Below are 26,203 nucleotides of genomic sequence, written 5' to 3'. Positions count from 1 at the left end.
GGTAAATTTTGGTGAAAGGAAGGCGCACGGATTCGCTACGGATTTCATGGTTTTCTTCATGAACCGTTATGGTTAATTAAGCGTTAGAAAATACGGCTGCGATCAGGTATTCGGTGCATGCAACAGTGGCAGTTGAAATAAAAGCCTTGCCGATATGCTCCACCACTGCGACCCAATATCACAAAATTTGTCTCACGTGCCCTTTGGTTTGAAGGCTGCGATCCACTCTTTCGGAAACCGGCGCGGCCGCCCGGACGCGCCGATGATCGCCGCCTCGACCTTCGCCTCCACCAGTACCTCCTCGCCACGCAGGAGCCGTTGCGCCATCTGAATGCGCGCCCCGGATATCGTCTCGGTGCATGTCTCCACAGTCACGATATCGTCCACACGGGCAGGCTGTCGAAACTCGATCTCCATTCGCCGCACCACCCAGGAAAGCACCTCGCCATGCTTGCCATCGGCCAATTCAGTGTGATGCACACCGGCAAGCCGCAGAAAATCCGAGCGTCCCCGTTCCAGGAATTCCAGATAACGGGCATGGTAGACCACACCGGTGAAATCCGTGTCGGCAAAATAGACCCGCGCCACGAGCCTATGCCCGAAATCGGTCAGTTCGCCTGAAAGCCCGACGCTCAAATTCCCGTCCGCAGCTTCGTTCATTCCCCGTTGCCCTCCTGAAACAGGCTGATCTGGGCTTCCGCGAGTTCTTTCGGTGGCTGCAGCCCCATGTGACGCCATGCCCTGGCGGCCAGCACACGCCCGCGTGGTGTACGCTGAATGAAACCCTGCTGGATCAGATAGGGTTCGATGATATCTTCGATTGCGTCGCGCGGTTCCGACAGTGCCGCCGCGATCGTTTCGATGCCCACTGGCCCGCCACCGAAATTTTCAACGATCATGGTAAGGTAGCGTCGATCGAGCTGATCGAGACCGAGGGCATCGACTTCAAGCCGCGACAGCGCCTCGTCGGCCACCTTCCGCGTCACCTCGCTCGCGCCCGCCACGGTCGCGAAATCGCGCACCCGGCGCAACAGGCGTCCGGCAATACGCGGTGTGCCCCGCGCCCTTCGTGCGATTTCCTCGGCTCCGTCTGCCGCCAGCGGCAGGCCAAGAATGCGCGAGCCGCGTGTCACGATCGATTGCAATTCGTCGACGGTGTAGAAATCGAGCCGCACGGGAATGCCGAAACGGTCGCGCAGCGGCGTCGTCAAAAGGCCAAGCCGCGTCGTCGCCGCCACCAGCGTGAACTTGGCAAGGTCGATCTTCACCGAGCGCGCTGCCGGCCCCTCACCAATGATCAGGTCGAGCTGAAAATCCTCCATCGCCGGGTAGAGGATTTCCTCCACCGCGGGATTCAGCCGGTGAATTTCATCGATAAAGAGCACGTCGCGCTCTTCGAGATTGGTTAAAAGCGCCGCCAGATCACCCGCCTTTGCGATCACAGGGCCGGAGGTGGAGCGGAAATTCACGCCCAGTTCGCGCGCCATGATCTGCGCCAGCGTGGTCTTGCCAAGGCCGGGCGGCCCGACGAACAGCACGTGATCCAGCGCCTCGCCGCGTCCGCGCGCCGCCTCGATGAACACTTTCAGATTGGCGCGCGCTGCTTTCTGTCCGACGAAATCATCCAGCGACTGCGGACGCATCGTCGAGTCCAGGTCTTCACCGCGCTTGTCGGCTGCAATCAGCCTCTCGCCATCCGTCATTCGCAGGTTTCCATCTCACAACCACCAGAGGCACAAAGGGCAAACATTGCCCTGACTAACGCGCCAGTTCCTTCAGGCCAAGCCTGATCAGCGTGCCGGCATCCGCGCCCTCGCCAGCCGTCTTCATCGCGGCGGCAACCGCATTCGCCGCGACATCACGCGAATAGCCGAGATTGGAGAGGGCCGAAACGGCATCGGCGACCGGCGCAGGTGCTGCGCCCTCACCCAGTTCCTGCTTCAGGCCGATCGTGCCGGTCGCTTCGCCGGCATAGGCTGGCGCCTTGCTCTTCAGTTCGGTCACGATCCGCTCGGCAACTTTCTTGCCCACGCCCGGCGCGCGCGCCACGGTCGCCGCGTCCTTGAGCGCAATCGCATTGGCCAGTTCCGAAGCCGAAAGTGTCGAAAGCACCGAAAGCGCCACCTTGGCCCCCACGCCCTGCACATTGTTCTGCAAAAGGCGGAACCATTCGCGCTCCAGCGCGGTGCGGAAGCCGTAGAGCCGGATCATGTCCTCGCGCACATAGGTCTCGATGAACAGCGTCACAGCGGTCCCCTCGCCGTCGAGCGCCGCCAGCGTGCGCGCCGGACAATAGGCGACATAGCCGACGCCCCCCACATCGATGATGCAATGGTCTTCGGCGATCTCGTCGATGATGCCCTTCAGTTTACCGATCATTTGAGTGCTTCCATGGCCAGTCGGGAGGTGGCGGATTGCCTGTGATGAGCATGACAAATGGCGATGGCAATCGCATCCGCCGCATCGTCCGTATCGAATCGCGCCTTCGGCATGAGCACCTTCACCATCATGTGGATCTGCTTCTTGTCTCCGTGGCCGACCCCGATCACGGTCTTCTTCACCGCATTGGGCGCATATTCGGCGACCGGCAGCCCGGCTCGCGCCGGCACAAGCATGGCGATGCCCCGGGCCTGGCCGAGCTTCAGCGTTGCCGAGGCATCCTTGTTCACGAAGGTCGCTTCCACCGCCGCTTCGTCCGGCCGGTGGTCATGGAGAATGGCGTCCAGCCCGTCATGCAACTGGCAAAGTCTTGACGCGAGATCGGCCTTTCCATCGGATGTCACGGTTCCGGCCCCTACGAAGCGCAGGGAGTTGCCCTGCGCATCGATGATGGCCCAACCGGTGCGCCGGAGTCCGGGGTCGATGCCGAGAATGCGAATCGGTGTGTTCATGGCACTAACATAGACGCGGGCAGGCCCATTGCCACGCGCAAGCGACATGCGAGAAGGATCGCACTTCGCCAAATATCCTTTCGGAGCTGAACCGCTGCCCGATTTCGACCTCAGCCTTGCTCTTCTGACCGCCACCGTGCTGGTGGCAGGCGTGGTGCGAGGGCTTTCGGGTTTTGGCACCGGCCTGATCGTCGCACCCATTGCCGGAGCGCTCTATGACCCCGTGACGGCGGTCGTCATGCTCGTCATCATCGATTCGCTGCCCACCCTGCCCGTGGCGCTTCCCGTGGTGAAACTCGCCCGCTGGCGCGAGGTCCTACCTGTGCTCGCAGGGCTGGCGCTGTTCGTTCCGCTCGGGGTCTATATCCTGAAGAACGGAGACGAAATCGTTCTGCGCTGGATCATCTGTATGATTATTCTTGCCTGCGCGCTCACTCTGCGCAGCGGCTGGCGCTACCATGGTCCGCGCGGCCTGCCGCTCTCCTTTGGCATTGGAGGCATAGCGGGAACCTTGTCAGGCATCGCGGCGATCCCTGGCCCGCCCGTCATCATATACTGGATGGCGTCGACGCTTCCTGTCGCGGTGGTACGCGCCAATCTGATGACCCTGTTTCTGATTTCGGAGATCTTCTCCGCCGGCAATCTGTGGGCAGCCGGCCTGTTCGAGCAGTCCCGCGTCATGCTGGGACTGTTGATGATACCGCCCTACATGTTCAGCCTGCTCCTCGGCGGAAAACTCTACGGCATCGCCAGTGACACGACCTATCGCCGCCTCGCCTTCACGCTGATCATCGCCTCGGCGCTGATCGCGCTACCACTTACCGAGATGGTGTTTAACTGGCTGTTCAGCGATGCCCGAATGCTGTCTTCAACAGAGTGATCTGCTCGTAAACCGGATTGTTGCTGAAGAGATCTGCCCCTTCGGCCGGTGACGGCTCCCCCCCGTAGATTTCTTCATCCATCCGGCGAACCAGATCCTGAAGCCGCATCGAGCGCACCACGAGACTCTGGAATTTCTCGGGAAGGTCAGTCCAGCCCGGCGCCTGTTCCTGCGGTGAGTGCGTATCGAGGCGCACCTTGGATTTTTCCGCCGCCACCTGCTCACGGGTCATTTCGCCCGAGTTGGCAGCCCGTTGCAGAAGAAGCCATGAGGCAAGCTGCATGAGTCGTGTGGTCAACCGCATGGATTCAGCTGCGTAGAGAGCCGCTCCTGCACGCGTCAGGCATTTGGCATCCGCACGCCCATCGCCGTCGAGATATTCCGCAGCCTCTTCGACCAGGCTCATGCCCTGATTGTAAAGCGGTTTGAACGAATCCGAGAACACGCGATGCTCGGCCAGCTTGATCGTGGTCGCGCGACCGTTCCCGTTTTCAATCATTGTGCCTACGCCCCACCAGATACGATTGTTCCGGCCACCGCCGGTTGATGCGTTCAATCACAAGTGCGCCTGACTCTCAATGCCGGCACGCCACTCAAGAATGGGCTTGTGCACAGCTGTTGGCAAGTTCTTCCTTAACGAAGGGTTAATACTGAATTTGGACAAAAAAAGAGCCGCAAAGGCGGCTCTCAGGAGTTTAAACAGGGAGGCGTCAAACAGAATGGCTCCAGCCACTCGGTAAGAATCCAGATCACTGGATACACACAGTAAACACGTGTAAAGCTTAATGGACGGTTAACGTCCTTACTATTTCTTGAAACGAATCCCGCGCATCAGCGCCTGCTCACGGCAGTTTCCTGGCCTGTTCCCGGAGACGGAATTTCTGGATTTTCCCTGTGGATGTCTTCGGAATCTCGGAAAAAACGACGCTTTTTGGACATTTGAAATGCGCGAGCAGCGAGCGGCAATGGGCGATAATCTCCTCCGCGCTCGCCGTTTTTCCGGGCTTCAGTTCCACGAAGGCGACAGGCGTTTCGCCCCATTTCTCATCCGCCTTCGCCACCACCCCGCAGGCAGCAACGGCTGGATGCTTGTAAAGTGCATCCTCTACTTCGATGGAAGAAATATTCTCGCCACCTGAGATGATGATGTCCTTCGAGCGATCCTTGAGCTGGATATACCCGTCCGGATGCATCACCCCCAGATCGCCGGAGTGGAACCACCCGCCGGCAAAGGCTTCATCCGTCGCTTTCGGGTTCTTCAGATAGCCCTTCATCACGATGTTGCCGCGAAACATCACCTCGCCGATCGTCTCGCCATCATGCGGGGTTTCGGTCATCGTCTCCGGATCCATCACGGTCAACCCCTCGAGCGCCGCATAGCGAACGCCCTGCCGCGCCTTGCGCGCCGCCTGCCCCGCCCCGTCGAGCGCGTCCCACGCACCCTTCCATTCATTCACCACCGCCGGTCCGTATGTTTCGGTCAGGCCATAAAGATGGGTCACCGCAAAACCCGCATCGGCCATCGCCGAAAGCACGGTCTCGGGCGGCGGCGCCGCCGCCGTGTTGAACGTCACCGTGTGGGAAAACGCCCGTTTTTCGTCTTCAGGCGCGTTGAGCAGCGCCGACATCACCACCGGCGCACCACAAAGATGCGTGACCCGATGGTCGGCGATCGCATCGTACATCGGTTTCGCCCGCACCCAGCGCAGACACACATGGGTGCCCGCCGTCAATGCCAGCGTCCAGGGAAAGCACCACCCATTGCAGTGGAACATGGGCAGCGTCCACAGATAGACCGAGCCCCGCGCCAGAGCCGCATGCACTGTGTTGGCATAGGCCATCAGTGCGGCTCCGCGATGGTGATAGACAACGCCCTTGGGATTGCCGGTGGTGCCGGACGTATAATTCAGCGTGATCGCATCCCACTCGTCATCCGGCATGGACCAGGCAAAGCCAGCATCCCCCGATGCAACGAAGGCCTCGTAATCCAGGCTGCCGATACGCTCCCCCTTCGGATAGGGCGCATCGTCCGGATATTCGGGATCGTCATAGTCGATCACCAGCGGCTTGACCCTGGCCAGCGCCAGCGCCTCCTTCATCACCGCGGAAAACTCCCGATCAACAATAACCACCTTCGTCTCGGCATGGTCGAGCTGAAAGGCGATGACCGCCGCATCTAGCCGGGTGTTCAGCGAATGCAACACCGCCTTCGTCATCGGCACACCATGATGCGCCTCCAGCATGGGTGGCGTGTTGGAGAGCATGACCGTCACCGTATCGCCCTTGCCGATACCGTGGCTGGCAAGCGCTGAGGCCAGCCTGAGCGACCGCTCCCAGAAACGCGCATAGGTTACGCGCTCGTTGCCGTGAATGATTGCCACCTCGTCAGGAAAGACCTTCGCGGCGCGTTCCAGAAGCACAAGCGGTGTCAGGGGCTGAAAATTGGCGGGATTCCTGTCGAGATCCCGATCATATGCGTTCCCGGTCACAAACGTCCTCCCGCAGTTTTCGTCTTATAAAGCATAGGCTTCCGAAATCGTCACCATCCCATAAGGTCGGATACACCGTCATGGATCAGCTTCAGGGATACGATCAGCACCATCACATACATGAATGGATAAAAGACCGAGGGCTTCATCCGTTTGACAACCCACACGCCGGCGAGCGTGGCAAGCGGCGCGAGCGGAATCAGGATCAGCGATGCCGTCAGGTTCGAGCGGTCGAACTGACCGAGTGCGAAATAGGGAATGAGCTTCACCGCATTGACGATGGCGAAAAACACCACGCTCGTTCCCGTGTAAACGCGCGGATCGTGCCCCAGCGGTAGCGCATAGACCTGGTATGGCGGGCCGCCCGCATGGGCGACAAAACTGGTGAAACCGGCCACCGCCCCCCAGAAGGTGCCGCGCGGCCGGCTCTGCTCTGCGATGCGCGCCCGCCCGGCCAGTTTCTCGAAAACCCAGCGAATAAAGAAAGCGAGCGTCACCAGACCGACGATGAGGCGCACATGGCCCTCCGTCACGATGGCCGCTGTCGCCCAGCCAATGGCAATTCCCAAAAGAGCGCCAGGCAACATGATCCAGAGCGTCCCGCGATCCACATGGCCCCGCCATGCCCACAGGGAGACGAAGTCCATCACGATCAGGATCGGCAGAAGGATCGCCGCTGCCTGCACCGGCGAGACGACAAGCGACAGCATCGGCACACCGAGCAGAGCCATGGCGCCACCGAACCCGCCTTTGGAAAGGCCTACAAGAATGACGGCGGGTATCGCCGCGATATAGAATGCCGGATCGGAGAGAAGTGAAGTCATGAAACGCGTCTGCGCCCCGTTTGTCGGGCCTCGCCTCTCATAGCCCCGTTGCCGGGATTTGGCGAGACTTGCGGGAAATGCTTCAATTTTCCTTGTCGTCCACCCTGCTCGTCGTCTATGCCGCATTCACACCAAATTGACGGGCAAGAAACGGTCCTGACCGGTTCCGCGCGGACCTGCGTACAACAATGAGACGGAGCCTTTTCGCCACGCGGGCAAATCACGAAAAGGTTTGAGGAGTTCCTGTATGACCAATCGCTGCCGCCTCGTATTGATCGCACCGCCGCCTGAAACGGCTGCCAATGACGAAGCCCATCTGGAGGCCGCACTGGCCGCCGGCGATGTCGCCTCGCTCATCATACCCGACTACGGGCAGGATGAGGTCAGCTTCCAGGCGCGTGCCGAACGCCTGACCCCGCTCGCTCAGTCGCGCAATGTCGCCGTGATGATCGCCGGCGCCCCGCGCATCGCGGCCCGCGTGAAGGCGGATGGCATTCACGTCGAAGGCTCCCTTGAAGAAATTACCGATGTCATCGAAAAATATCAGGACCGCATGATGATCGGCGTCGGCGGCGTCAAAACCCGCGACGATGCCCTCCAGCACGGAGAATTGCAGCCGGATTACCTGTTCTTTGGTCGTTTCGGCTACGACAACAAGCCAGAACCGCACCCCCGCAATCTCGCACTCGGCGCCTGGTGGTCGGAGATGATCGAGATTCCGTGCATCGTGATGGCCGGCAACACCGTGGCATCCGTCGAACCGGTTGCCGCATGCGGCTCGGACTTCACCGCGCTCTGCGCCGCGGTGTTTGCAGACGATACCGATCCGGCGGCCGCCGTCTCGGAAGCCAATGCGATCCTCGACAGGGCTACACAGCAGGTCGAGGGGGCCTGAAAATGCGCGCACGGCTTCTTCCTGCTTCGCTTCTTGCAGCCACACTGTGCGGGCTTGCTGGAAACGCAGTCTCTGCCGGTAACACCGAGAGGGATACGGCAGGCTCCGAAGCGCTCCAGTCCAGCGATCGTGTCAGCGATCGCTTGCAGCCGCCCGGCGACCGGCCTCTTTCAGCCCCCACCGTCGACCAGGTCGACCCTGATCGGTTCGGCAAGCTGCCGGATGCAGCCTATGGCGCCTTCCAACGCGGCTATTACATCACCGCACACAATTTGGCCCTCCCTCGCGCAGAGGCCGGCGATGCCGCGGCACAGACACTGGTCGCGGAAATCTACGCCCGCGGTCTCGGCATGCCACGCGACGCAAAAAAGGCAGCGGAATGGTATTCGAAAGCAGCTCGGCAGGGTGTTCCCGAGGCCCAGTTTCAATACGCGCTGATGTTGCTCGATGGAAATTTCGTCGAGAAAGACGTCGACCGCGCGTTCGAACTCATGCAGGTCGCGGCCGACAAGGGCAATCGGCTTGCCCAGTTCAATCTCGCGCAACTCATTCTGGACCGGCAATCAAGCTTCGAGAGCCAGCAGCGGGCGGTGAGCTATTACGAAAAAGCCGCAAACGCCGGTTTGGCGGATGCCCAGTACGCTATGGCCCAGGTTTACGCCAATGGCTTTGGGGGCCGGCAGATCGATGAAAAGCTCGCTCGGAGCTGGCTTGAGAAGTCGGCAATGCAGAATTTTGACACCGCGCAACTGGACCTTGGCACCTGGATGGTGGAAGGAAGGGGCGGCCCCCGCAACATGGAGGCCGGTTTCAGCTGGTTGAAGCGTGCGGCCGAGGGTGGCAATGTTGCCGCGCAGAACAGGCTCGCCAAGCTATACCGCGCCGGCGTGGGTGTTGAGGCGAATACCATTGAAGGAGCCGCCTGGTATGTATCGGCCCGCCGGGCAGGTCTGATCGACCCGGAGAACGAAGATTTCCTGGCCGGTCTCACGCCCGAGGAAATGAAGGAAGCAATCCAGCGCGCAAACCGCCTGCGTTGAGATTTTCCTTGGCCACATTTGGCCCGCGGCTTGCCTTGACCCGCATTTTATGGTCTTGGAAGCGCCGAATTGCGCGAGACTGCGCGCTTGAGACCCGCAGGACGATCACATGAAAATCAACGGCAATGAAATCCGCCCCGGCAACGTCATTGAGCACAATGGCGGTCTGTGGGTGGCGGTGAAGACCAACGCAGTGAAGCCCGGCAAGGGCGGTGCGTATAACCAGGTCGAACTGAAGAACCTGATCGACGGCACCAAGCTCAACGAGCGCTTCCGTGCTGCAGAGACGGTCGAGCGCGTTCGCCTCGAGCAGAAGGATTTCAGCTTCCTCTACGAGCAGGAAGACGCGCTGGTGTTCATGGATTCCGAAACCTACGAGCAGCTTGAACTGCAGAAGGATTTTGTCGGCGACCGCGCTGCATTCCTGCAGGATGGCATGACCGTGACGGTGGAACTCTATGAGGAAAAGCCCATCGGCATTTCACTGCCTGATCAGGTCACGCTCACCATCGCCGAGGCCGATCCTGTGGTGAAGGGCCAGACGGCGGCCTCTTCCTATAAACCCGCCGTGCTGGAGAATGGTGTGCGCGTCATGGTACCGCCTTTCATCGAGGCTGGCGAAAAGATCGTGGTCGACACCAACGAAATCACCTATCTGCGTCGCGGCGAGTAATTCCGCCCGGCACGCTTACCGAAACTTCAAGTCACAAAGGCTCTTCATCCATGGCCCGTTCGGCGATCATCAATGTCATGGTTCAGGCTGCCATGAAGGCAGGCCGCTCCCTCGCACGCGATTTCGGCGAGGTGCAGAACCTGCAGGTTTCGCTGAAAGGTCCCGGTGACTATGTGAGCCAGGCGGACCGCAAGGCCGAGGAAATCATCCACTCGGAGCTGTCGCGTGCGCGCCCGGGCTATTCCTTCCTCATGGAGGAGAGTGGCACGGTGGAAGGTGACGACCCGCAGCACCGCTGGATTGTCGACCCGCTCGACGGCACCACGAACTTCCTGCATGGCATTCCGATCTTCTCGATCTCGATTGCGCTTGAGCGGCAGGGGCAGATCGTCGCCGGCGTGATCTACAATCCGGCCATGGATGAGCTTTACACCGCCGAGCGCGGTGGCGGAGCCTTTCTCAACGACCGTCGCCTGCGTGTTGCAGCACGCAACAGGCTTTCCGACGCGGTGGTCGGCACCGGCATCCCGCATCTGGGTCGTGGCCACCATGGTACCGCGCTGCTCGACCTGCGCAATGTGATGGGCGAGACGGCAGGCATCCGCCGGCTTGGATCGGCGGCACTTGATCTCGCCTATGTGGCCGCAGGGCGCATGGATGGCTTCTGGGAGGAATGGCTCTCCCCCTGGGATACTGCGGCTGGCATCATCCTTGTGCGCGAGGCGGGCGGCTTCGTCACCGACAAGAGCGGCGGAGACAGGATGTTCGAGACCGGCCAGATCGTCGCCGGCAACGAAGCCATTCACCGCGCTCTATTGAAGACGCTCGCAAAGCCGGCTCCTCAAAAGTCCTGACGCATACACGCGCATTCAAGTCCGCGCCCCATCTGCCTGAAAAACTCGAAGGGCCGGGGGCTGCGGATGGCGCTTGGCGCTGCCTGCACGATATGACAGTTTGTTGCGGTCATCTCTCACGCTTCAGAAAGGGGATCGCCGGGTAAAAGCTGATGCGTGCATCACAACACGCTGCGTGCGGCTTTCAATTTCGTCATAATTTCGATTAGAATCCCGCGCGATACAGGAATCATCACTGGTTCCGCATCGCAATGGATACGAGGAGCTGATGGCCTTGCTGAAATCGCGTGAGGACGCCGAACCATCCGTTGGGCTTGACTATGACCCGCACACACTGTCGAGCCCGCAGGTCTTCCTCTATTCAATGCTGGTGTTTCTTGCGATAGCAGGCTTCGTGGCCGCCATCCTTTACCGGCAGATCGCTTCCGCCTTTCAAACGAATCCTGGGTTGAACGGCCTGATTCTCGGCGTTCTTCTGATAGGCATTCTGCTTGCCTTCATGCAGGTGACGCGCCTGTTTCGGGAGGTTCGGTGGGTGAACTCCTTCCGAGCCGGATCGGATGCCTCGGATCCCGTCTTGCTGGCACCGATGAAAGCGCTCCTCAGTCGTGCTTCCACCATGGCGTTGTCCACCAGTTCCATGCGCTCGATTCTCGATTCCATAGCCACGCGCCTTGATGAGAGCCGTGACATCTCGCGCTACCTGATCGGCCTCCTCGTCTTTCTTGGCCTGCTCGGCACTTTCTGGGGGCTGCTTCAGACGATCGGCTCCATCGGCGACACGATCCAGTCGCTCGACCCTGCCTCCGGCAATGCGAACGACGTTCTCGACGCACTGAAGTCGGGGCTCTCGGCTCCGCTGGAAGGTATGGGGACCGCGTTCTCGTCGTCGCTCTTCGGTCTCTCCGGTTCATTGATCCTCGGCTTCCTCGACCTGCAGGCGGGCCGGGCACAGAACCGGTTTTATGTAGAGCTTGAAAACTGGCTCTCCTCCGTCACCGACCTGAGCTCCGACCTGTCTGAAGGCCGCAACGGCGCCTCGGAAGAGATGCAGCAGCTCGCCGACAAACTGCGTGCCGCTCAGGAGGAGGGCTCCTCCAGTCCGCGCCTGACCGCCTCCATGGCCAATCTCGCCGAGGGCATATCCGGCCTCGTCAAGAACATGCGCCAGGAGCAACAGATGATGCGCGACTGGGTGGAGGCCCAGGCGAATGAGCAAAAGGCAATGCGCGCCACCCTGGAAAAACTGTCTGTAGCATTGAAAAAGCGGGATAGCTGACATGGCGCTGGCCCGCGCACGCCGCACCGACCGCCGGGTCGATTACTGGCCCGGATTCGTGGATGCGATGGCGACGCTTCTGCTTGCCATCATGTTCCTGCTCTCGGTTTTCGTTCTCGCGCAGTATTTTCTCAGTCAGGAAATCACGGGCAAGGATGCCGTTCTCGACCGGCTGAATGCGCAGATCAACGAATTGACGCAGCTTCTCGCTCTCGAGCAGGCCAACAGCCAGGATGCCGAAGACACCATCGCCAGCCTGCGCGCTTCGCTTGAGGATGTACGGGCCGACCGCTCGAGACTGGAACAGCTTCTGGCGAGTGGCAGCGGCCAGAGCGAGCAGGCCGAGGCCCGGATCGGCGAACTTTCCGGTGCCCTTGATGAAGAACGACAGGTCAGTCAACGCGCGCTTTCGCAGGTGGAGCTTTTGAACCAGCAGATCTCTGCGCTGCGCAAGCAGATCGGAGCGCTGGAAGCAGCCCTTGAAGTTTCGGAAGAACGTGATCGCGAATCCCGCACCAAGATCGCCGACCTCGGCCGCCGCCTCAACGTGGCACTGGCCCAGCGCGTTCAGGAACTGAACCGCTATCGCTCCGATTTCTTCGGCCGGTTGCGCGAAATCCTCTCCGACCGTGAAAACATCCGCATTGTCGGCGACCGTTTCGTGTTCCAGTCGGAAGTTCTATTCCCTTCTGGCGCAACGGAAATCAACCCGAACGGCCAGACGGAAATGCGTAAACTGGCAGACGCCATTCTCGAATTGCAGAAAGAGATTCCACCCGAAATAAACTGGGTGCTGCGCGTCGATGGCCACACCGACGATGTTCCGCTTTCCGGCACCGGTCGCTTCCGCGACAACTGGGAGCTCTCGACGGCCCGCGCTACCGCCGTGGTCAAATTCCTGATCGAGAACGGCGTGCCTGCCAACCGGCTCGTGGCCGCCGGCTTCGGCGAGTATCAACCGCTCGACACCGAAGACACTGCCGAAGCCCGCGCCCGCAATCGCCGCATCGAGCTGAAGCTCACTGAGCGCTGACCTTTTCTACTGCCGGGCAACCCCTGCTCTTTTTCCACGCGTATGAGGAACTCCATGTCCTTCCAGAAACTCGACGATCTTGGCCACAGGCTGGAAGCGCTCGGCCACGCGCTTGCGATCCTTGGTGCCGATGAGGCTACGCATATGGCGCCGGGTGGGGGCGAGGCACGCGCCGAAGCCATGTCCACGCTTGCCGGGATGGCGCATCGCCAGGCCACGGCACCGGAAATCGCCGACTGGATCGAAGCGGCAGAGCAGGAAGACCTGAATGCCGAACAGAAAACGGCAGTCGCGGAATTCCGCCGCCACTACATCAACCTCACCTGCCTGCCCTCCGACTTCGTCGAACGACAGACCCGCACCCGCATGCGCTGCGAGCAGCTTTGGCGCGAGGCGCGTCCGAAGGGCGACTGGGCCGGCTTCCTGCCAGCACTCGAAGGCGTGATCGAAATGGCGAGGGAGGAGGCAGAGCGGCGTTCCGACGTGTTCGGCCTTGCCCCGTACGATGCGCTGATGGAGCAGTTCGACCCGGGCAACAGAACGGCGGAAATCGCTCCGGTTTTCGAGAATTTGAAGGCGTTTCTGGTTGATTTCGTCCCAAACGCGCTGGAAATTCAAAAAAAGAAACGGGCGACGAATCCGCTGCGTCCGCTGTCGGGAAACTACCCTGTCGAGCGGCAGCGCGAGCTCGGTCTTGCGATGATGGCGGCTGTCGGTTTCGACCTGACACGCGGCAGCCTCTCTGTCTCGCACCACCCGTTCTGTGGCGGCGTTCCAACCGATGTCCGCATCACCACACGATATCGGACCGACGAGTTTCTGTCCTCGCTGATGGGCATCTTGCATGAAACCGGCCACGCGCTTTATGAGCAGAACCTGCCATCCGATTGGGCGCATTGGCCGGTCGGCAAGGCAAGGGGCATGGCCATGCACGAAAGCCAGAGCCTGTTTGTCGAAAAGCAGATCGGCAGAAACCCGGCTTTCTGGGAATGGGCGCTACCGGTCGTGGAAAAGCATCTCGGCGAGAAATGGTCGAAAGACGAAATCCTCGCCCATGTCCATCATGTCGAGCGCGGGCTGATCCGCGTCGACGCGGACGAAGTGACCTATCCGCTCCATGTGATCCTGCGTTTCGAGCTGGAGCAGGATCTGATCTCCGGCAAACTCGAAGCCCGCGACCTGCCGGAAGCCTGGGACGCGAAGATGCAGGCCTATCTCGGTCTCTCCACCATCGACACGCCGCAGGATGGCCCGATGCAGGATGTGCACTGGCCCTCCGCCGCGTTCGGCTATTTCCCCTCCTACACGCTTGGCGCGATGATCGCCGCTCAACAATGGGCGGCGATCGAGAAGGATATCCCGGATGTGAACGAACAGTTTGCCCGCGGACAGTTCGAAGCGGTGAATGCGTGGCGGCACGAAAAGGTCTGGTCGCAGGCATCGCGGCTTTCAACCCCGGACCTCATCGAACAGGCGACCGGCGAACCGCTCAACGCAGCGCATTTCACAAGACATCTGGAGAAACGCTACGGCGAATAGGCCGCGCTGACCGGCCAGGAAGGCTTGTCAGAACGCCGGCGTCGGCACACTCTCCCCAGCATGGAAGATACCGATTCCCGATCCACTGTGGAGACAGTGGCCGACGCTCTCACCGAAGCCGTTCGTACCGGGCGCCTCGTGCCCGGGCAAAGGCTGACGGAGAACGAATTTACCAACCGGCTCGGCGTATCACGCTCGTCGGTGCGGGAAGCGTTTCGCCGTCTGACGGCCGACGGGCTTTTGATGGCGGAGCCGCATCGCGGCGTGATGGTTCGCCAGCTATCACGCGTGGAGGTGGACAATCTTTTCCAGGTGCGCGGAGCTCTGGAAGCGCTTGCGGTCACCCTCGCCCTGCCCGCGCTTCATCAGGCCCCATCCACCCTTGTCGCATTGCAACGTGATCTCGACGCCGCGGTGGAACAAGGCGACATGAACCGATTCTCGCAGCTCAATGGCCGGTTCCATCGGCTCTTTCGCGACACCGCGGATAACGCCCTTCTGAGCGACACACTCACCCGACTGTCGAATTCGCTCTACTGGCTCCAGTTTCGTGTTCTGGTGGGCCGTAGCGATGTATTCGACACCAACCGGCAGCACAGGGAAGTGACAGAATGCGTGGTCGCCAACGATGAAGGCGGGGCGCGGGCTGCAATGCTTCGCCATGTCGAGAACGCGAGAAAGCTTATCCAATCGCTGCCGGACGACCACTTCGCGCGCCCACAACCGCGCAAAGACCGGAGCCGCATAACGGATTGAACGACGTTGCTGCTTGACGCCGACCTTGGTTTATTCGATTGTCCGACAATATTATCGGACAAAATTGGAGAAGTGTCCGCATGAGCACCAAGGCCACTCAGGAATACCGCCCTGTTCCACTTCCCGATTACAAAGAGTTTCCGGTGGAGGAAATGCGGGCGCGGGCGCAGGCCTTCTACGACGAGATCCGCACCCGGCATACGGTGCGCGACTTTTCCTCCCGGCCCGTCCCGCGCGACATCATCGAGACCTGCATCAGGGCTGCAGGCACGGCACCCAACGGCGCAAATCATCAGCCCTGGCATTTCGCTGTCATCGGCAACCCTGCCGTGAAAAAGCAGATCCGTGAGGCGGCCGAAGTCGAAGAGAAAGCGTTTTACGAAGGCCGTGCGGGCGAAGAATGGCTGCAGGCGCTGGGACCGCTGGGCACCGATGCGAGCAAGCCGTTTCTGGAGGAGGCACCGTGGCTGATCTGCGTGTTCGGCGAGCGCCGCAGCCGTTCTGCAGATGGCGTGAAGCGCAAGAATTACTATGTGCCCGAATCGGTGAGCATCGCCACGGGTTTTCTGATCGCAGCCCTGCACCGGGCGGGGCTTGCCACGCTGACCCACACACCCAACCCGATGAGCTTCCTCAACGAACTGTGCGGCCGGGACCCGCACGACAAGCCGTATATTTTGATGGTCGTGGGCTATCCCAAAGAGGACGCCACGATTCCCCAGCATGCAATGGAGAAAAAGCCTCTGGAGGAGATCGCGACGTTTATTTGAGGCGGGAGTTCAGCCTCAACTCATTCTGCCGCCTCGCCGGGGGCATCGAACTGCAGGCTTGCGAGTTTGGCATAAACACCGCCCGCCGCAACAAGCTCGGAGTGCGTGCCTTCTTCCACGATGCGTCCCTCGTCCAGCACGAGAATGCGGTCGGCCTTTAGAACCGTCGACAGCCGGTGCGCGATGACGAGCGTGGTGCGTCCCTTCATCAGATGTTCCAGCGCCTGTTGCACCAGCGTCTCGCTCTGTGAATCCAGTGCAGAGGTGGCTTCGTCCAGAAGCAGGATCGGTGCATCGCGCAGGATGGCCCGCGCAATGGCGATGCGCTGGCGCTGACCGCCGGACAGGGTGACGCCGCGCTCACCCACCGGCGTGTCGTACCCCTCTGACAGATCGCTGATGAAATCATGCGCAAGCGCAGCCCGCGCTGCAGCCTCGATCTCCGCACGGGTCGCATCCGGGCGGCCGAAGGCAATGTTCTCGCCCGCACTGGCTGCAAAGATAGTGACATCCTGCGGTACGATGGCCATGCGCGCCCGCAGAGCCAGCGGATCCGCCTGCCGGGCATCGACGCTATCGACAAGTACAGTTCCCTTTTCGGGATCGTAATAGCGCAGCAGCAGAGAGAAAATGGTGGTCTTACCCGCACCGGACGGACCGACAATCGCGACCGTCTCCCCGGGTCTGACAGTGAAGCTCACCCCATGAAGGGCAGACCTGTCCGGCCGCGTGGGATAGGCGAACGAGACATTCTGGAACGCCACCTCCCCGCGTGCCGGCTGTGGAAGCACCGCCGGACTGGCCGGCGCCGTGATGACCGGTTTTTCGGCTAGAAGCTCGCTCATGCGCTCGGCAGCACCCGCGGCCTGCGAAAGCTCCCCCCAGACTTCCGAAAGGGCGCCCAAAGCGCCAGCCGCCAGAACCGAATAGAGCAGGAACTGCCCGAGCGTTCCTGGAGTCATGACGCCCGAGAGAACGTCACGCGAACCGAACCACAAGACGGCGACAACCGAGCTGAAGGTCATGAAGATGGCAAAGAATGTGAGAAAGGATCGCGCGAAAATAGAGGAACGTGCCGCCGCAAATGCCGTTTCGATGGCATCGGAAAATTTGCTTCGTGCCGTCGCTTCGCCGGTGAAAGCTTGGAGTGTGCGCATGGCGCCGATCTGTTCACCCGCATAGGCGGTGGCGTCGGCCAGCGTGTCCTGCGCAAATCGCGACCGCCGGCGAACGGAGCGGCCAAATGCCACCAGCGGCAACACGATGACCGGTATTGCTGCCACCACAAGGAGCGAAAGCCGGGGGCTCGTGACCACCATCATGCCAACGGCGCCCAGCCCCATGATGACATTGCGCAAAGCCTGGGAAATCGTGGCACCCACGGCAGACTTGACCTGTGTCGCATCGGCAGAAATGCGTGACACGATTTCGCCGGACTGGACCGTGTCGAAAAAGCCGGGGGACAGGCGCGTCACATGTTCGAACACATCGCGCCGCAGATCGCTGACGACACGCTCACCAAGCGTGATGACGAAGAAATACCGCCCCGCAGAGGCGACGGCCAGCACGGCTGCCACCACAATCAGCATTGAAAAATAATTCGCGATGAAGATGGAGTCTGATTCCGAGAATCCATGATCAATCATGCGGCGCACGGCAAGCGGCAGCGTCAGCGTCGCGATGGCCGCGATAACAAGGAAAAACGCGGCGCCGGCAGCCAGACCGCGATAGCGTCCGACATAGGGCAAGAGGCGCCGGAGTGGCTTGAGAGACCGCCGCTTGGCTGCCTGTTCCCTCTCGTCCGACGCCATTCTTCCACGCGCCATCATCTGTTCCCTTTTTCACACCATGTCCGCGAGCGGCAATTTGTACCCCGCTCAACTCTTGTCTTGTCGCCGGACCTGATGTATAGGCTCGCCAACCAATTCCGAAGCCGTAGCCTTCCTTGGCCGCGGCTTCAAGTTTTCAGGATGGGTGCAATTGCCGCAAGCGCGGTCTTGATTGTTACCCCGACCAAATTCAGGACAAGCCGATGAAAGCCGAAATTCATCCCGACTATCACACGATCAAGGTCGTCATGACGGACGGCACCGAGTATGAGACCCGCTCCACCTGGGGCAAAGAGGGCGACACGCTCCAGCTCGACATCGACCCGTCCACGCACCCGGCATGGACCGGTGGCCAGCAATCGCTGATGGACCGCGGTGGCCGTGTTTCAAAGTTCAAGCAGCGTTATCAGGGCCTGGGTATCTAACCCGCTCCAACGCAGCAGGCATTGCAAAAACCCGCCTCAAGAGGGCGGGTTTTTTGTTGTCTGTCTCTAAGTTGCCGGCTTGTCGATATGTCCGAGATCGCGCTCCGGATCGATCACGTCACGCACGCGCTGCTTCAGTGTCTTGGCATCGGGAAAACCACCATCGCGCTTCCGCTCCCAGATGAGAGTGTCATCGCAGGAGACCTCGAAGACGCCTCCCGTACCGGGACGCATGGCCACTTCGCAAAGCTCTGTGGAAAAGGTGGAGAGAAGCTCCTGCGCGAGCCAGGCCGACCGCAGGAGCCATTGGCACTGGGTGCAATAGGTAATCGTCACGCGGTGCCCGGACATGTCAAGCGTCCTTTGCCAATTGCACAGAAGAGGATGCCGGGCACGAATACCCGGCAGGAGCGCTGTCAGGCCGCGCTGAGTTTCGCCAGCGTTTCGTCGTCGACCTCGAAATTGGCGTAGACGTTCTGGACGTCATCGTCGTCTTCTAGCGTGGCAACAAGTTTGAGAATCGACTGGGCGCGCTCCTCGTCAACCGGTGTGCCGGTCTGCGGACGCCAGATCGCCTTGACGGATTCCGCCTCGCCGAGCGCGGCTTCCAGCGCCGTCGTGACATCGCCGATGTCTTCAAAGGCGCAGGTGATGACATGGCCGTTCTCATCCGACTGAACGTCTTCGGCACCGGCCTCGATGGCCGCTTCCATCACCGTGTCGGCGTCGCCCTTGTCGGCCGGATAGATGATCTCACCCACACGGTCGAACATGAACGAGACAGATCCTGTCTCCCCCAGCGATCCGCCGGCCTTGGTGAAGGCGGCACGAATGTTGGAGGCGGAACGATTGCGGTTGTCGGTCAGGGCCTCGACGATGATTGCCACGCCGCCGGGGCCATAGCCCTCATAGCGCACCTCGTCATAATTCTCCGCATCGCCGCCCGACGCCTTCTTGATCGCGCGTTCGATATTGTCCTTGGGCATGGACTGGGCCTTGGCGTTCTGGATGGCCAGGCGCAGACGCGGGTTCATCGCCGGGTCGGGCAGTCCCATCTTGGCTGCGACGGTGATTTCGCGCGCCAGCTTGGAAAACATCTTCGAGCGAACGGCATCCTGCCGGCCCTTGCGGTGCATGATGTTCTTGAATTGGGAATGACCGGCCATGGGGCTCCTTCTCACGGTCTTTTGAATGCAACGAAATAACGCCGCCTTATAGTGAAAATGCCGGCCAACGTCCAGAACCGCCGGCCGCCAAACGTGGCGCATTGCCGCGCTTTGCAGTAGGATGGCCCCTATTCGCACGGGAGATGCAGATGAATGCCTTCCGACTGACCGCAAGCTTGCTGACATTTCTGCTCGCCCCCCTTGCAGCCGCATGGGCGCAGACCGAGAGACCGAGCACTTGTCTCGCCATGGCGCAGACACTGCCCGACGTAATCTACGCTTCACTTGCAATTCCGGCAGCGGCCGGCGCGGAGGCAGTGGACATAACCTATGCAGGCCACTCCACCTACATCATCGAGACGCCCGCCGGTGTAACCATCGCCACCGATTTTTCAGGTGCCTACGGCGCCAGTCCCTTGCCGCGGGTCGTCACCATGAACAAGGCGCACGGCACGCATTTCACCCACAATCCTGACCCGGCCATCGAGCATGTGCTGCCGGGCTGGAACCCGGATGGTGGACCGGCACGGCATTCACTCCTGGTTGAAGATGTCTATATCCGCAACGTCACCACCGACATCCACCGCTATGGCACGATGGAGCCGGACGCCAACTCCATTTTCATCTTCGAGGTGGCGGGGCTGTGCATCGGCCATCTGGGCCATCTGCACCACAGGCTCGACGACAGCCACTATGCGGCGATCGGCAGGCTCGACGTGCTGATGGTGCCCGTCGACGGCGGGCTGACGCTCTCGCTTGACGGCATGAGCGAAATAGCGCGCCGGCTTTCCTCTTCAGTCATCCTGCCGATGCATCGGCACTCCACGCCTCTCAGCGCTTTCACCAGCCGGATGGGCGGTGGTTTCGAGCTGGATTTCCGGGAGGGACGGACGATCACCGTGGCGCTGGACAACCTGCCACGGCGACCGACCATCGTCATCCTGGACGGTGTATAGCCGTACCTATTCGGCCGAACCTTCTGCCAGCGCCTTGTCACGCGCCCTCTTGCGCCGAGCCAGCATGTTGAGCCCCTCGACCAGCGCCGAGAAGCCCATGGCGGCGTAGATGTAGCCCTTGGGCACATGAAAGCCCATGCCGTCTGCGATAAGCGTCATGCCGATCATCAGCAGGAAAGCGAGCGCCAACATGACCACGGTCGGGTTGGCCGCGATGAAGCGCGACAGAGGCTCCGCGGCGATCAGCATCACGGTCACGGCCGAGATGACGGCGATGAACATGATCGCGATCTCATCGGTCATGCCGACGGCGGTGATGATGGAATCGATGGAGAACACCAGGTCGAGAAGCAGGATCTGAACAATGGCCGCACCAGCCGTCATCGTGACCTTGCCCATCATGTTTTCCTTACCATCGTCGGGATCGACCGAATGGTGAATTTCCTTCGTGGCCTTCCAGACGAGGAAGAGGCCACCGGCAATCAGGATCAGGTCGCGCCAGGAGAAACCGTGGCCGAACAGTTCGAACACCGGCTCGGTGAGCTGTACGATGATGGAGATGGTGCCAAGCAAAGCGAGCCGCAGGATCAGCGCTCCGCTGATGCCGATGCGCCGCGCCCGTGCCTGCTGCTCCTTGGGCAGCTTGTTCGTGAGGATGGAGATAAAGATCAGATTGTCGATGCCGAGAACGATCTCAAGCACCACCAGGGTCACAAGCGCGACCCAGGCTTCCGGATTGGAGACAAACTCGAAGTGACCGGCAAGCCATTCCATTGCAGCACCCCTCGCTGGCAATTGTTCAAAATATAGCGTTTCGCAGAGTTATGCGTGCACGCGCCCAGCGTCAACGCCAGAAGGCGGGAACGGTTTCCTCAAGCCGGGGACCAAGCCGCAACGGCGCGATCTTTTCGCAAAGACCTGTGCGGTCGGAAATCTCCAGGCCGACACCGCAGATCGTAGCAGGGCCGGACGCCGCCTCGAAGCGCCCCTTGGGCACTTTTGCGGTGAAGCGGTTCAGCGGTTCTTCCTTGTCCATGCCGAGGGAAGAATCGTAATCGCCGCACATGCCGGCATCGGAGAGATAGCCTGTGCCTCCGTTGAGGATCTGGTGATCGGCGGTCGGTTGATGCGTGTGCGTGCCGACGACAAGGCTCGCCCGCCCATCGACGAAATGGCCAAAACACATCTTCTCGGACGTCGCCTCGGCATGAAAATCGAGAATGACGGCATCCGCCTGATCGCCAAGCGGACAGGCAGCCAGCACATCCTCCACGCAGGCGAAGGGATCATCGAGTTCGGGATGCATGAAGACCCGGCCCATAATGTTGGAAACCAGAACCCTTGCGCCATTCTTCGCCATATAGACACCCGAACCGCGGCCCGGAGTGCCCTTGGGGAAATTCGCCGGGCGGAGAAACCGCTCCTCGCGCGGAGCGAAAGTGAGCGCCTCGCGCTGATCCCAGACGTGATTGCCCGTTGTCACCACATCGGCGCCGGCATCGAGCGTGGCGCGGAAAATCTCCTCGGTGATGCCGAAACCGCCTGCCGCGTTCTCACCATTCACCACCACGAAATCCAGCCGGAAATCCGAAATCAGGCCCGGGAGCTTTTCCCAGACCGCCGTGCGGCCCGCACGGCCGACCATATCGCCAAGAAACAAAAATCTCATGCGCCGCTTCTAGAGCATCGGACCGAAAAGTGGAATCCGGTTTTCGGATTATTCCGATGCCCCATTGATAGTCTGGATCGTCCTTTGTGCGTCCGGATGGACGCACGGCGATCTATAGCATCGGACCGAAAAGTGGAATCCGGTTTTCGGATTATTCCGATGCCCCATTGATAGTCTGGATCGTCCTTTGCGCGTCCGGATGGACGCACGGCGATCTAAAGCAATTGGGGCATCGGTGAAAAGTGGAAATGCCTTTCAGGCCCCATCGAAACGCCGCAGGCCCGTCTCGGTGAGAATTTCCGATAATGGTTGGTCATGCTCCTCGTCGGGCACGTGTTCGACCTCCTGACAGTCGAAGGCGATGCCGATCAGGCGTGGCGTGCGTCCCTTGGCCTTAAGCCGAGCGATGGCCCGGTCATAGTAGCCCGCCCCATAGCCGATGCGATGGCCGCGTGCATCGAAGGCCGCGAGCGGCACCAGCATCACATCGGGATCGAGCACCGGTGCTTCCTCGTCCGGGCCCATGGTTCCGAACCCCATATCGACCATCGGCGCACCGGGCAGATATTCGCGGAAAACGATCGTCGTTTTATCCAGAATGGCGGGCAGCGCGATCCGTGCGCCCCTTGCGTCAAGTGTCGACATCAGCGGACGCACATCCATTTCCGAACGCATCGGCCAGAAACCTGAAACCACACCACCTGGCGCAGGTGCCACTGCGACCGCATGTGCGGCAAGCTGCTGCCCGACCTCGGCGCGCCATCCGGCATCCAGCGCATCGCGGCGCGCAAGCGCTGCTGAACGAAGCTGCTTTTTCAGATCGCGTGGAGGGGTCATCCGGAAAGGTGTATTGCGCGTCTCGACATCACGCCACGATAAACAGGCAAACTGCAGAGAGAAAGGAAAAGAGTGGCGATCCACGGCGACCGATGGAATACACGATCCCGGGAACCTACAAAGTAGGTGGGCGCCGTGTAGCCAAGCCCACGGGCGAGACCAGGGACAGCTCCCTTAAGGATCGATAAGGCCCCGGGGAATTAGATTCCTGTCGGGAAGCGCAGACCGCAAATTCAATATAGGCTTCCGCCCCCTGCTCCGCCAGTGGCATTCGCGCACTTGCGCCAGCAAAATTCACCCAATAGGGTCGCGCTCGAAATTTGAGCTGGAACAACACCGCAAGGACTGATGCGCATGCGTTTTGAAGGCACGGCGGATTATGTCGCCGACAGGGATCTGATGGTGGCCGTGAATGCGGCAATCGCGCTGGAGCGCCCGCTTCTGGTGAAGGGTGAGCCCGGCACAGGCAAGACCGAGCTTGCCAGGCAGGTGGCGGCATCCCTGGGGCTCGATCTGATCGAATGGCATGTCAAATCCACCACGCGCGCTCAACAGGGCCTTTATGAATATGACGCCGTCTCGCGCCTGCGCGACAGCCAGCTCGGCGATGAGCGCTTCAACGATATCAAGAACTACATCAAACGCGGCAAACTGTGGGAAGCCTTCGCGGCAGACCGCAAAACCGTTCTCCTGATCGACGAGATCGACAAGGCCGATATCGAATTCCCCAACGACCTGTTGCAGGAACTCGACAAGATGGAGTTCTTTGTCTACGAGACCGGCGAGACGGTCAGGGCAATCCACCGCCCCATCGTCATCATCACGTCGAACAATGAGAAGGAGCTGCCCGACGCCTTTCTGCGCCGCTGCTTCTTCCACTATATCCGCTTTCCCGATGCCGAAACGCTGTCCGAGATCGTCGAGGTTCACTATCCCGGCATCAAGAAGAACCTGGTTTCGGCGGCCCTCAGCCAGTTTTATGAAATCCGCGACGTGCCGGGGCTGAAGAAAAAGCCCTCCACCTCCGAGGCGCTGGACTGGATCCGGCTTCTGGTTTCAGAAGACGTGGAGCCAGAAGACCTCCGCGGCGAAGCAAAGAACGCCCTGCCCCGTCTGCATGGCGCGCTGTTGAAGAACGAGCAGGACGTTCACCTCTTCGAGAAACTCGCCTTCATGGCGCGACGGCAATAGGCGCAAAGCCTCCGCCTTCCTGGCCCTTGCAGCCGGAGCACCATCCCCCGACAGTGCTTCGGCCATGAGGGAGAACACCATGACCGTTATCAGCATCCGTCCGCTCGCAAGAACCGACGAGCCGGAATGGCGCCGCCTCTGGACCGCCTATCTGGAATTTTACAAGACGAGCGTGCCCGAAGAGGTCTATGCCACGACATGGAGGCGGCTCTTCGATAATGGCGAATACGAGCCGAACGGGCTGATCGCGGAGATTGACGGAAAGCCTGTCGGTCTGGTGCATTACATGTTCCACCGCACCTGCTGGACCGTGGGCAACAACTGCTATCTGCAGGATCTCTACACCGATCCTTCCGTGCGTGGACAGGGCATAGGCCGGGCTCTCATCGAGGCCGTATACGAAAAGGCGGACCAGGCAGGTGCAGCCAACGTCTACTGGATGACGCAGGATTTCAACGAAACCGCTCGCAAACTCTATGACCGGATCGCGAAGCTGACACCATTCATCAAGTACCAGCGGCGCTAGGCCCGGTACCCGTTGTTTTACGCTCGCCCTTCCGGACCTGTCCGTTGAGCGTGTAACTTTTCTTCAAATAGGCGAGCCCGGCAACAAACCACAGATGAGGGAGGGGCCATTGATGGCGATGTTTCCGCTTCCTCTTCTCAGCGAAGTACGTGCTGGAAAGGAACTCCGCAACAGACTGGGTGCCCTTGGCATGGTTGCATTCAAGACAGCATGGCAGGGTGTGTAAACCGGGAGCGTAGACACGAGGGACAACATGATCGCGTGTTGCCTTGGATAGTGGCAAAGGTTTGCCCACGGTGGCGCGACGCCGCATCGGAATTCCGCAATAGGCGCACCAATTCTTACGGTCATCCTGCCACCAGAAACCGATGAGGGACTCCGCCGAACGTATCAGGGAATGCAATTGATCCGTTTCCATGGCTCCTGTTGTATGGGATTTGTTCCAACGTGAGCCAAACGCCAGCTGAAAGTTTTTAATCAAAATGTTCATCCCCTTCTTCCTCGAGCTGAAAGCCGCGCGTATTCCTGTTTCGCTGCGTGAGTATCTTTCGCTGCTGGAGGGGATGGAGAAGGAGCTTGTCTCCTATGATGTAGAGGCATTCTACTATCTCGCTCGCGCGACGCTGGTGAAGGACGAACGGCATATCGACCGGTTCGATCAGGTGTTCTCGCATGTCTTCAAGGGTGTCGAAGCGGTGTCGGGCGGGGACGGCGTCGAACCGCACGCGATTCCCGAGGAATGGCTGCGCAAGCTGGCGGAAAAGCACCTCAGCGAGGAAGAGAAAAAGCTGGTCGAGGCCATGGGTGGCTTCGAAAAGCTCATGGAAACACTGAAAGAGCGTCTTGCCGAGCAGAAGGGGCGGCATCAAGGTGGCAACAAGTGGATCGGCACCGCCGGCACTTCTCCATTTGGCGCCTATGGTTACAATCCCGAAGGCGTGCGCATCGGCCAGCATGAATCGCGCCACCGCCGCGCGGTAAAGGTGTGGGACAAGCGCGAGTTCAAAAATTTCGACGATGCGGTGGAGCTCGGCACGCGCAACATCAAGGTGGCGCTGAAGCGGCTACGCCGCTGGGTGCGCGAGGGCGCGGTGGAAGAGTTCGACCTGCCCGGCACAGTTCAGGCCACCGCCGAACACGGCTATCTGGATGTCAAAACCCGACCCGAACGGCGCAACGCGGTGAAGCTTCTGATGTTTTTCGATGTGGGCGGCTCGATGGACGATCACATCCGCATTGTGGAAGAGCTGTTTTCGGCGGCGCGCGCCGAGTTCAAGCACATGGAATATTATTACTTCCACAACTGCCTCTACGAGGGCGTATGGAAGGACAACCGCCGACGCTATTCCGAAGTAACACCCACTTTCGACGTGCTTCACAAATTCGGGCCCGACTACAAGGTCATTTTTGTTGGTGATGCTTCAATGAGCCCGTATGAAATCGCCTATCCGGGCGGCTCGGTGGAGCACTGGAACGAGGAAGCCGGCCATATCTGGCTGAACCGCGTTCTCCAGCAATGGCCGAATGCGGTGTGGCTCAACCCGGTGCCGGAAAAACACTGGCGCTACACACACTCGATCCAGATGCTGCAGGAGATTTTCTCAGGCCGCATGTATCCAATGACGCTCGCGGGACTGGAAGCGGCCACGCGGGAGCTTTCGCGGAAGCATTGACCCCGAGG

The 26,203-nt window shown here is 60.4% G+C and carries 29 protein-coding genes and 1 other RNA gene; 15 read left to right on the top strand and 15 right to left on the bottom strand.

Annotated elements, in window-relative coordinates; translation table 11 throughout:
- Positions 1–192: 192 nt before the first annotated feature.
- Genes ybgC through ruvC form a run of 4 tightly spaced genes read right to left on the bottom strand, consistent with a single transcriptional unit; the run spans position 193 to position 2,891 of the window.
- Positions 193–660 (bottom strand): tol-pal system-associated acyl-CoA thioesterase, encoded by a 468-nt coding sequence (ybgC, locus tag P2W41_RS04110; protein ID WP_292897625.1) that lies wholly within the window; start codon positions 658–660, stop codon positions 193–195.
- Positions 657–1,703, bottom strand: coding sequence for a Holliday junction branch migration DNA helicase RuvB (gene ruvB / locus P2W41_RS04105; protein WP_223021725.1), 1,047 nt, complete (start codon positions 1,701–1,703; stop codon positions 657–659). Before ruvB ends, ybgC begins: the two co-directional genes overlap by 4 nt.
- Before the next feature lie 55 nt (positions 1,704–1,758).
- Entirely contained in the window at positions 1,759–2,379 is a 621-nt protein-coding gene (ruvA, locus tag P2W41_RS04100) for a Holliday junction branch migration protein RuvA (protein WP_292897629.1), read from the bottom strand.
- Positions 2,376–2,891, bottom strand: a complete 516-nt coding sequence (gene ruvC, locus P2W41_RS04095) for a crossover junction endodeoxyribonuclease RuvC (protein WP_007007075.1) — start codon at positions 2,889–2,891, stop codon at positions 2,376–2,378. Before ruvC ends, ruvA begins: the two co-directional genes overlap by 4 nt.
- Before the next feature lie 46 nt (positions 2,892–2,937).
- On the opposite strand from ruvC, the gene P2W41_RS04090 reads away from it, so the two are divergent.
- The gene (locus P2W41_RS04090) at positions 2,938–3,771 is read left to right on the top strand and encodes a sulfite exporter TauE/SafE family protein (protein ID WP_404934380.1); all 834 of its coding nucleotides are present in this window, start codon (positions 2,938–2,940) and stop codon (positions 3,769–3,771) included.
- Here the strand turns inward: P2W41_RS04090 and P2W41_RS04085 are convergent.
- The 3 genes from P2W41_RS04085 to P2W41_RS04075 form a co-directional block, all read right to left on the bottom strand.
- A complete protein-coding gene (locus P2W41_RS04085; RefSeq protein ID WP_292899958.1) occupies positions 3,737–4,270 on the bottom strand; it encodes a DUF1465 family protein in 534 nt (177 codons plus the stop codon). The two genes, P2W41_RS04090 and P2W41_RS04085, sit on opposite strands and share 35 nt — an antisense overlap.
- 343 nt (positions 4,271–4,613) lie before the next feature.
- Positions 4,614–6,260 carry an acyl-CoA synthetase gene (locus tag P2W41_RS04080; protein WP_404934379.1) on the bottom strand — a complete coding sequence of 549 codons (1,647 nt, stop codon included), beginning with the start codon at positions 6,258–6,260 and terminating at the stop codon, positions 4,614–4,616.
- A gap of 50 nt (positions 6,261–6,310) precedes the next feature.
- Positions 6,311–7,084 carry a sulfite exporter TauE/SafE family protein gene (locus P2W41_RS04075; protein ID WP_404934378.1) on the bottom strand — a complete coding sequence of 258 codons (774 nt, stop codon included), beginning with the start codon at positions 7,082–7,084 and terminating at the stop codon, positions 6,311–6,313.
- Between the two features lie 247 nt (positions 7,085–7,331).
- Between P2W41_RS04075 and P2W41_RS04070 the strand changes: the two genes are divergently transcribed.
- The 9 genes from P2W41_RS04070 to P2W41_RS04030 all read left to right on the top strand — a co-directional run bounded on the left by P2W41_RS04070 (position 7,332) and on the right by P2W41_RS04030 (position 15,923).
- A complete protein-coding gene (locus tag P2W41_RS04070) occupies positions 7,332–7,979 on the top strand; it encodes a thiamine phosphate synthase (protein WP_292897644.1) in 648 nt (215 codons plus the stop codon).
- Positions 7,980–7,981: 2 nt separating this feature from the next.
- Positions 7,982–9,019 carry a tetratricopeptide repeat protein gene (locus tag P2W41_RS04065; RefSeq protein WP_292897646.1) on the top strand — a complete coding sequence of 346 codons (1,038 nt, stop codon included), beginning with the start codon at positions 7,982–7,984 and terminating at the stop codon, positions 9,017–9,019.
- A 109-nt stretch (positions 9,020–9,128) separates the two neighbouring features.
- Positions 9,129–9,692 (top strand): elongation factor P, encoded by a 564-nt coding sequence (gene efp, locus P2W41_RS04060; RefSeq protein ID WP_007007082.1) that lies wholly within the window; start codon positions 9,129–9,131, stop codon positions 9,690–9,692.
- A gap of 50 nt (positions 9,693–9,742) precedes the next feature.
- Positions 9,743–10,546 carry an inositol monophosphatase family protein gene (locus P2W41_RS04055; RefSeq protein WP_292897649.1) on the top strand — a complete coding sequence of 268 codons (804 nt, stop codon included), beginning with the start codon at positions 9,743–9,745 and terminating at the stop codon, positions 10,544–10,546.
- A gap of 268 nt (positions 10,547–10,814) precedes the next feature.
- Positions 10,815–11,825, top strand: coding sequence for a MotA/TolQ/ExbB proton channel family protein (locus P2W41_RS04050; RefSeq protein ID WP_404934377.1), 1,011 nt, complete (start codon positions 10,815–10,817; stop codon positions 11,823–11,825).
- A 1-nt stretch (position 11,826) separates the two neighbouring features.
- Positions 11,827–12,858, top strand: a complete 1,032-nt coding sequence (locus P2W41_RS04045) for a peptidoglycan -binding protein (protein ID WP_404934376.1) — start codon at positions 11,827–11,829, stop codon at positions 12,856–12,858.
- Positions 12,859–12,912: 54 nt separating this feature from the next.
- Positions 12,913–14,397, top strand: coding sequence for a carboxypeptidase M32 (locus tag P2W41_RS04040; RefSeq protein WP_404934375.1), 1,485 nt, complete (start codon positions 12,913–12,915; stop codon positions 14,395–14,397).
- Between the two features lie 60 nt (positions 14,398–14,457).
- On the top strand, positions 14,458–15,153 hold the full coding sequence (locus P2W41_RS04035) for a GntR family transcriptional regulator (protein WP_404934374.1): 696 nt from the start codon (positions 14,458–14,460) through the stop codon (positions 15,151–15,153).
- An 80-nt stretch (positions 15,154–15,233) separates the two neighbouring features.
- Positions 15,234–15,923 carry a nitroreductase family protein gene (locus tag P2W41_RS04030; RefSeq protein WP_292897659.1) on the top strand — a complete coding sequence of 230 codons (690 nt, stop codon included), beginning with the start codon at positions 15,234–15,236 and terminating at the stop codon, positions 15,921–15,923.
- Between the two features lie 20 nt (positions 15,924–15,943).
- Here the strand turns inward: P2W41_RS04030 and P2W41_RS04025 are convergent, their stop codons facing one another.
- Positions 15,944–17,749: an ABC transporter transmembrane domain-containing protein gene (locus P2W41_RS04025; protein WP_404934373.1), complete on the bottom strand. Its 1,806-nt coding sequence runs from the start codon at positions 17,747–17,749 to the stop codon at positions 15,944–15,946.
- Between the two features lie 206 nt (positions 17,750–17,955).
- Between P2W41_RS04025 and rpmE the strand changes: the two genes are divergently transcribed.
- Positions 17,956–18,177, top strand: a complete 222-nt coding sequence (gene rpmE / locus P2W41_RS04020; RefSeq protein ID WP_223021740.1) for a 50S ribosomal protein L31 — start codon at positions 17,956–17,958, stop codon at positions 18,175–18,177.
- A 66-nt stretch (positions 18,178–18,243) separates the two neighbouring features.
- On the opposite strand, the gene P2W41_RS04015 is transcribed toward rpmE, so the two are convergent.
- Both P2W41_RS04015 and P2W41_RS04010 read right to left on the bottom strand, forming a co-directional pair.
- Positions 18,244–18,528, bottom strand: coding sequence for a SelT/SelW/SelH family protein (locus tag P2W41_RS04015; RefSeq protein ID WP_292897664.1), 285 nt, complete (start codon positions 18,526–18,528; stop codon positions 18,244–18,246).
- 65 nt (positions 18,529–18,593) lie between these two features.
- Complete coding sequence (locus tag P2W41_RS04010; protein WP_229449870.1) at positions 18,594–19,343, bottom strand: YebC/PmpR family DNA-binding transcriptional regulator; 750 nt, start codon at positions 19,341–19,343, stop codon at positions 18,594–18,596.
- Between the two features lie 149 nt (positions 19,344–19,492).
- Between P2W41_RS04010 and P2W41_RS04005 the strand changes: the two genes are divergently transcribed.
- Entirely contained in the window at positions 19,493–20,299 is an 807-nt protein-coding gene (locus tag P2W41_RS04005; protein WP_404934372.1) for an MBL fold metallo-hydrolase, read from the top strand.
- Positions 20,300–20,305: 6 nt separating this feature from the next.
- Here P2W41_RS04005 and P2W41_RS04000 read toward each other — a convergent pair whose 3' ends face one another.
- The 4 genes from P2W41_RS04000 to ssrS all read right to left on the bottom strand — a co-directional run bounded on the left by P2W41_RS04000 (position 20,306) and on the right by ssrS (position 23,035).
- A complete protein-coding gene (locus P2W41_RS04000) occupies positions 20,306–21,073 on the bottom strand; it encodes a TerC family protein (protein ID WP_292897670.1) in 768 nt (255 codons plus the stop codon).
- Between the two features lie 70 nt (positions 21,074–21,143).
- Complete coding sequence (locus tag P2W41_RS03995; protein WP_007007096.1) at positions 21,144–21,968, bottom strand: YmdB family metallophosphoesterase; 825 nt, start codon at positions 21,966–21,968, stop codon at positions 21,144–21,146.
- Positions 21,969–22,223: 255 nt separating this feature from the next.
- Positions 22,224–22,805, bottom strand: coding sequence for a 5-formyltetrahydrofolate cyclo-ligase (locus P2W41_RS03990; protein ID WP_404934371.1), 582 nt, complete (start codon positions 22,803–22,805; stop codon positions 22,224–22,226).
- A gap of 73 nt (positions 22,806–22,878) precedes the next feature.
- A non-coding RNA gene (gene ssrS / locus P2W41_RS03985) (6S RNA) lies at positions 22,879–23,035 on the bottom strand.
- Positions 23,036–23,159: 124 nt separating this feature from the next.
- Between ssrS and P2W41_RS03980 the strand changes: the two genes are divergently transcribed.
- Both P2W41_RS03980 and P2W41_RS03975 read left to right on the top strand, forming a co-directional pair.
- Positions 23,160–23,996, top strand: a complete 837-nt coding sequence (locus P2W41_RS03980; protein ID WP_292897675.1) for a MoxR family ATPase — start codon at positions 23,160–23,162, stop codon at positions 23,994–23,996.
- Positions 23,997–24,075: 79 nt separating this feature from the next.
- Positions 24,076–24,522, top strand: a complete 447-nt coding sequence (locus P2W41_RS03975) for a GNAT family N-acetyltransferase (RefSeq protein ID WP_404934370.1) — start codon at positions 24,076–24,078, stop codon at positions 24,520–24,522.
- Here P2W41_RS03975 and P2W41_RS03970 read toward each other — a convergent pair.
- Positions 24,503–25,012, bottom strand: a complete 510-nt coding sequence (locus tag P2W41_RS03970) for a hypothetical protein (protein ID WP_292897679.1) — start codon at positions 25,010–25,012, stop codon at positions 24,503–24,505. The genes P2W41_RS03975 and P2W41_RS03970 overlap by 20 nt on opposite strands.
- On the opposite strand from P2W41_RS03970, the gene P2W41_RS03965 reads away from it, so the two are divergent.
- Complete coding sequence (locus tag P2W41_RS03965) at positions 25,005–26,195, top strand: VWA domain-containing protein (RefSeq protein ID WP_292897681.1); 1,191 nt, start codon at positions 25,005–25,007, stop codon at positions 26,193–26,195. The two genes, P2W41_RS03970 and P2W41_RS03965, sit on opposite strands and share 8 nt — an antisense overlap.
- Positions 26,196–26,203: the final 8 nt, after the last annotated feature.

Source organism: Nitratireductor sp. L15S-10 (assembly GCF_045011005.1).
Taxonomy (GTDB): domain Bacteria; phylum Pseudomonadota; class Alphaproteobacteria; order Rhizobiales; family Rhizobiaceae; genus Nitratireductor.
This window is presented reverse-complemented; position numbering and strand designations above follow the sequence as displayed.

Bases quoted from the DNA above. Each gene is read 5' to 3' on its own strand.
- P2W41_RS04085 (WP_292899958.1), bottom strand. From the start codon at position 4,270: ATGATTGAAAACGGGAACGGTCGCGCGACCACGATCAAGCTGGCCGAG.
- rpmE (WP_223021740.1), top strand. From the start codon at position 17,956: ATGAAAGCCGAAATTCATCCCGACTATCACACGATCAAGGTCGTCATG.
- P2W41_RS04015 (WP_292897664.1), bottom strand. From the start codon at position 18,528: ATGTCCGGGCACCGCGTGACGATTACCTATTGCACCCAGTGCCAATGG.
- P2W41_RS03970 (WP_292897679.1), bottom strand. From the start codon at position 25,012: ATGAACATTTTGATTAAAAACTTTCAGCTGGCGTTTGGCTCACGTTGG.
- P2W41_RS03965 (WP_292897681.1), top strand. From the start codon at position 25,005: ATGTTCATCCCCTTCTTCCTCGAGCTGAAAGCCGCGCGTATTCCTGTT.
- P2W41_RS03990 (WP_404934371.1), bottom strand. From the start codon at position 22,805: ATGACCCCTCCACGCGATCTGAAAAAGCAGCTTCGTTCAGCAGCGCTT.
- P2W41_RS04025 (WP_404934373.1), bottom strand. From the start codon at position 17,749: ATGGCGCGTGGAAGAATGGCGTCGGACGAGAGGGAACAGGCAGCCAAG.
- P2W41_RS04070 (WP_292897644.1), top strand. From the start codon at position 7,332: ATGACCAATCGCTGCCGCCTCGTATTGATCGCACCGCCGCCTGAAACG.
- P2W41_RS04045 (WP_404934376.1), top strand. From the start codon at position 11,827: ATGGCGCTGGCCCGCGCACGCCGCACCGACCGCCGGGTCGATTACTGG.
- P2W41_RS04065 (WP_292897646.1), top strand. From the start codon at position 7,982: ATGCGCGCACGGCTTCTTCCTGCTTCGCTTCTTGCAGCCACACTGTGC.
- P2W41_RS04005 (WP_404934372.1), top strand. From the start codon at position 19,493: ATGAATGCCTTCCGACTGACCGCAAGCTTGCTGACATTTCTGCTCGCC.
- P2W41_RS03980 (WP_292897675.1), top strand. From the start codon at position 23,160: ATGCGTTTTGAAGGCACGGCGGATTATGTCGCCGACAGGGATCTGATG.
- P2W41_RS04055 (WP_292897649.1), top strand. From the start codon at position 9,743: ATGGCCCGTTCGGCGATCATCAATGTCATGGTTCAGGCTGCCATGAAG.
- P2W41_RS04010 (WP_229449870.1), bottom strand. From the start codon at position 19,343: ATGGCCGGTCATTCCCAATTCAAGAACATCATGCACCGCAAGGGCCGG.
- efp (WP_007007082.1), top strand. From the start codon at position 9,129: ATGAAAATCAACGGCAATGAAATCCGCCCCGGCAACGTCATTGAGCAC.
- P2W41_RS04075 (WP_404934378.1), bottom strand. From the start codon at position 7,084: ATGACTTCACTTCTCTCCGATCCGGCATTCTATATCGCGGCGATACCC.
- P2W41_RS04050 (WP_404934377.1), top strand. From the start codon at position 10,815: ATGGCCTTGCTGAAATCGCGTGAGGACGCCGAACCATCCGTTGGGCTT.
- P2W41_RS03975 (WP_404934370.1), top strand. From the start codon at position 24,076: ATGACCGTTATCAGCATCCGTCCGCTCGCAAGAACCGACGAGCCGGAA.
- ybgC (WP_292897625.1), bottom strand. From the start codon at position 660: ATGAACGAAGCTGCGGACGGGAATTTGAGCGTCGGGCTTTCAGGCGAA.
- P2W41_RS04090 (WP_404934380.1), top strand. From the start codon at position 2,938: ATGCGAGAAGGATCGCACTTCGCCAAATATCCTTTCGGAGCTGAACCG.
- P2W41_RS04035 (WP_404934374.1), top strand. From the start codon at position 14,458: ATGGAAGATACCGATTCCCGATCCACTGTGGAGACAGTGGCCGACGCT.
- P2W41_RS04030 (WP_292897659.1), top strand. From the start codon at position 15,234: ATGAGCACCAAGGCCACTCAGGAATACCGCCCTGTTCCACTTCCCGAT.
- P2W41_RS04040 (WP_404934375.1), top strand. From the start codon at position 12,913: ATGTCCTTCCAGAAACTCGACGATCTTGGCCACAGGCTGGAAGCGCTC.
- ruvB (WP_223021725.1), bottom strand. From the start codon at position 1,703: ATGACGGATGGCGAGAGGCTGATTGCAGCCGACAAGCGCGGTGAAGAC.
- ruvC (WP_007007075.1), bottom strand. From the start codon at position 2,891: ATGAACACACCGATTCGCATTCTCGGCATCGACCCCGGACTCCGGCGC.
- P2W41_RS04000 (WP_292897670.1), bottom strand. From the start codon at position 21,073: ATGGAATGGCTTGCCGGTCACTTCGAGTTTGTCTCCAATCCGGAAGCC.
- ruvA (WP_292897629.1), bottom strand. From the start codon at position 2,379: ATGATCGGTAAACTGAAGGGCATCATCGACGAGATCGCCGAAGACCAT.
- P2W41_RS03995 (WP_007007096.1), bottom strand. From the start codon at position 21,968: ATGAGATTTTTGTTTCTTGGCGATATGGTCGGCCGTGCGGGCCGCACG.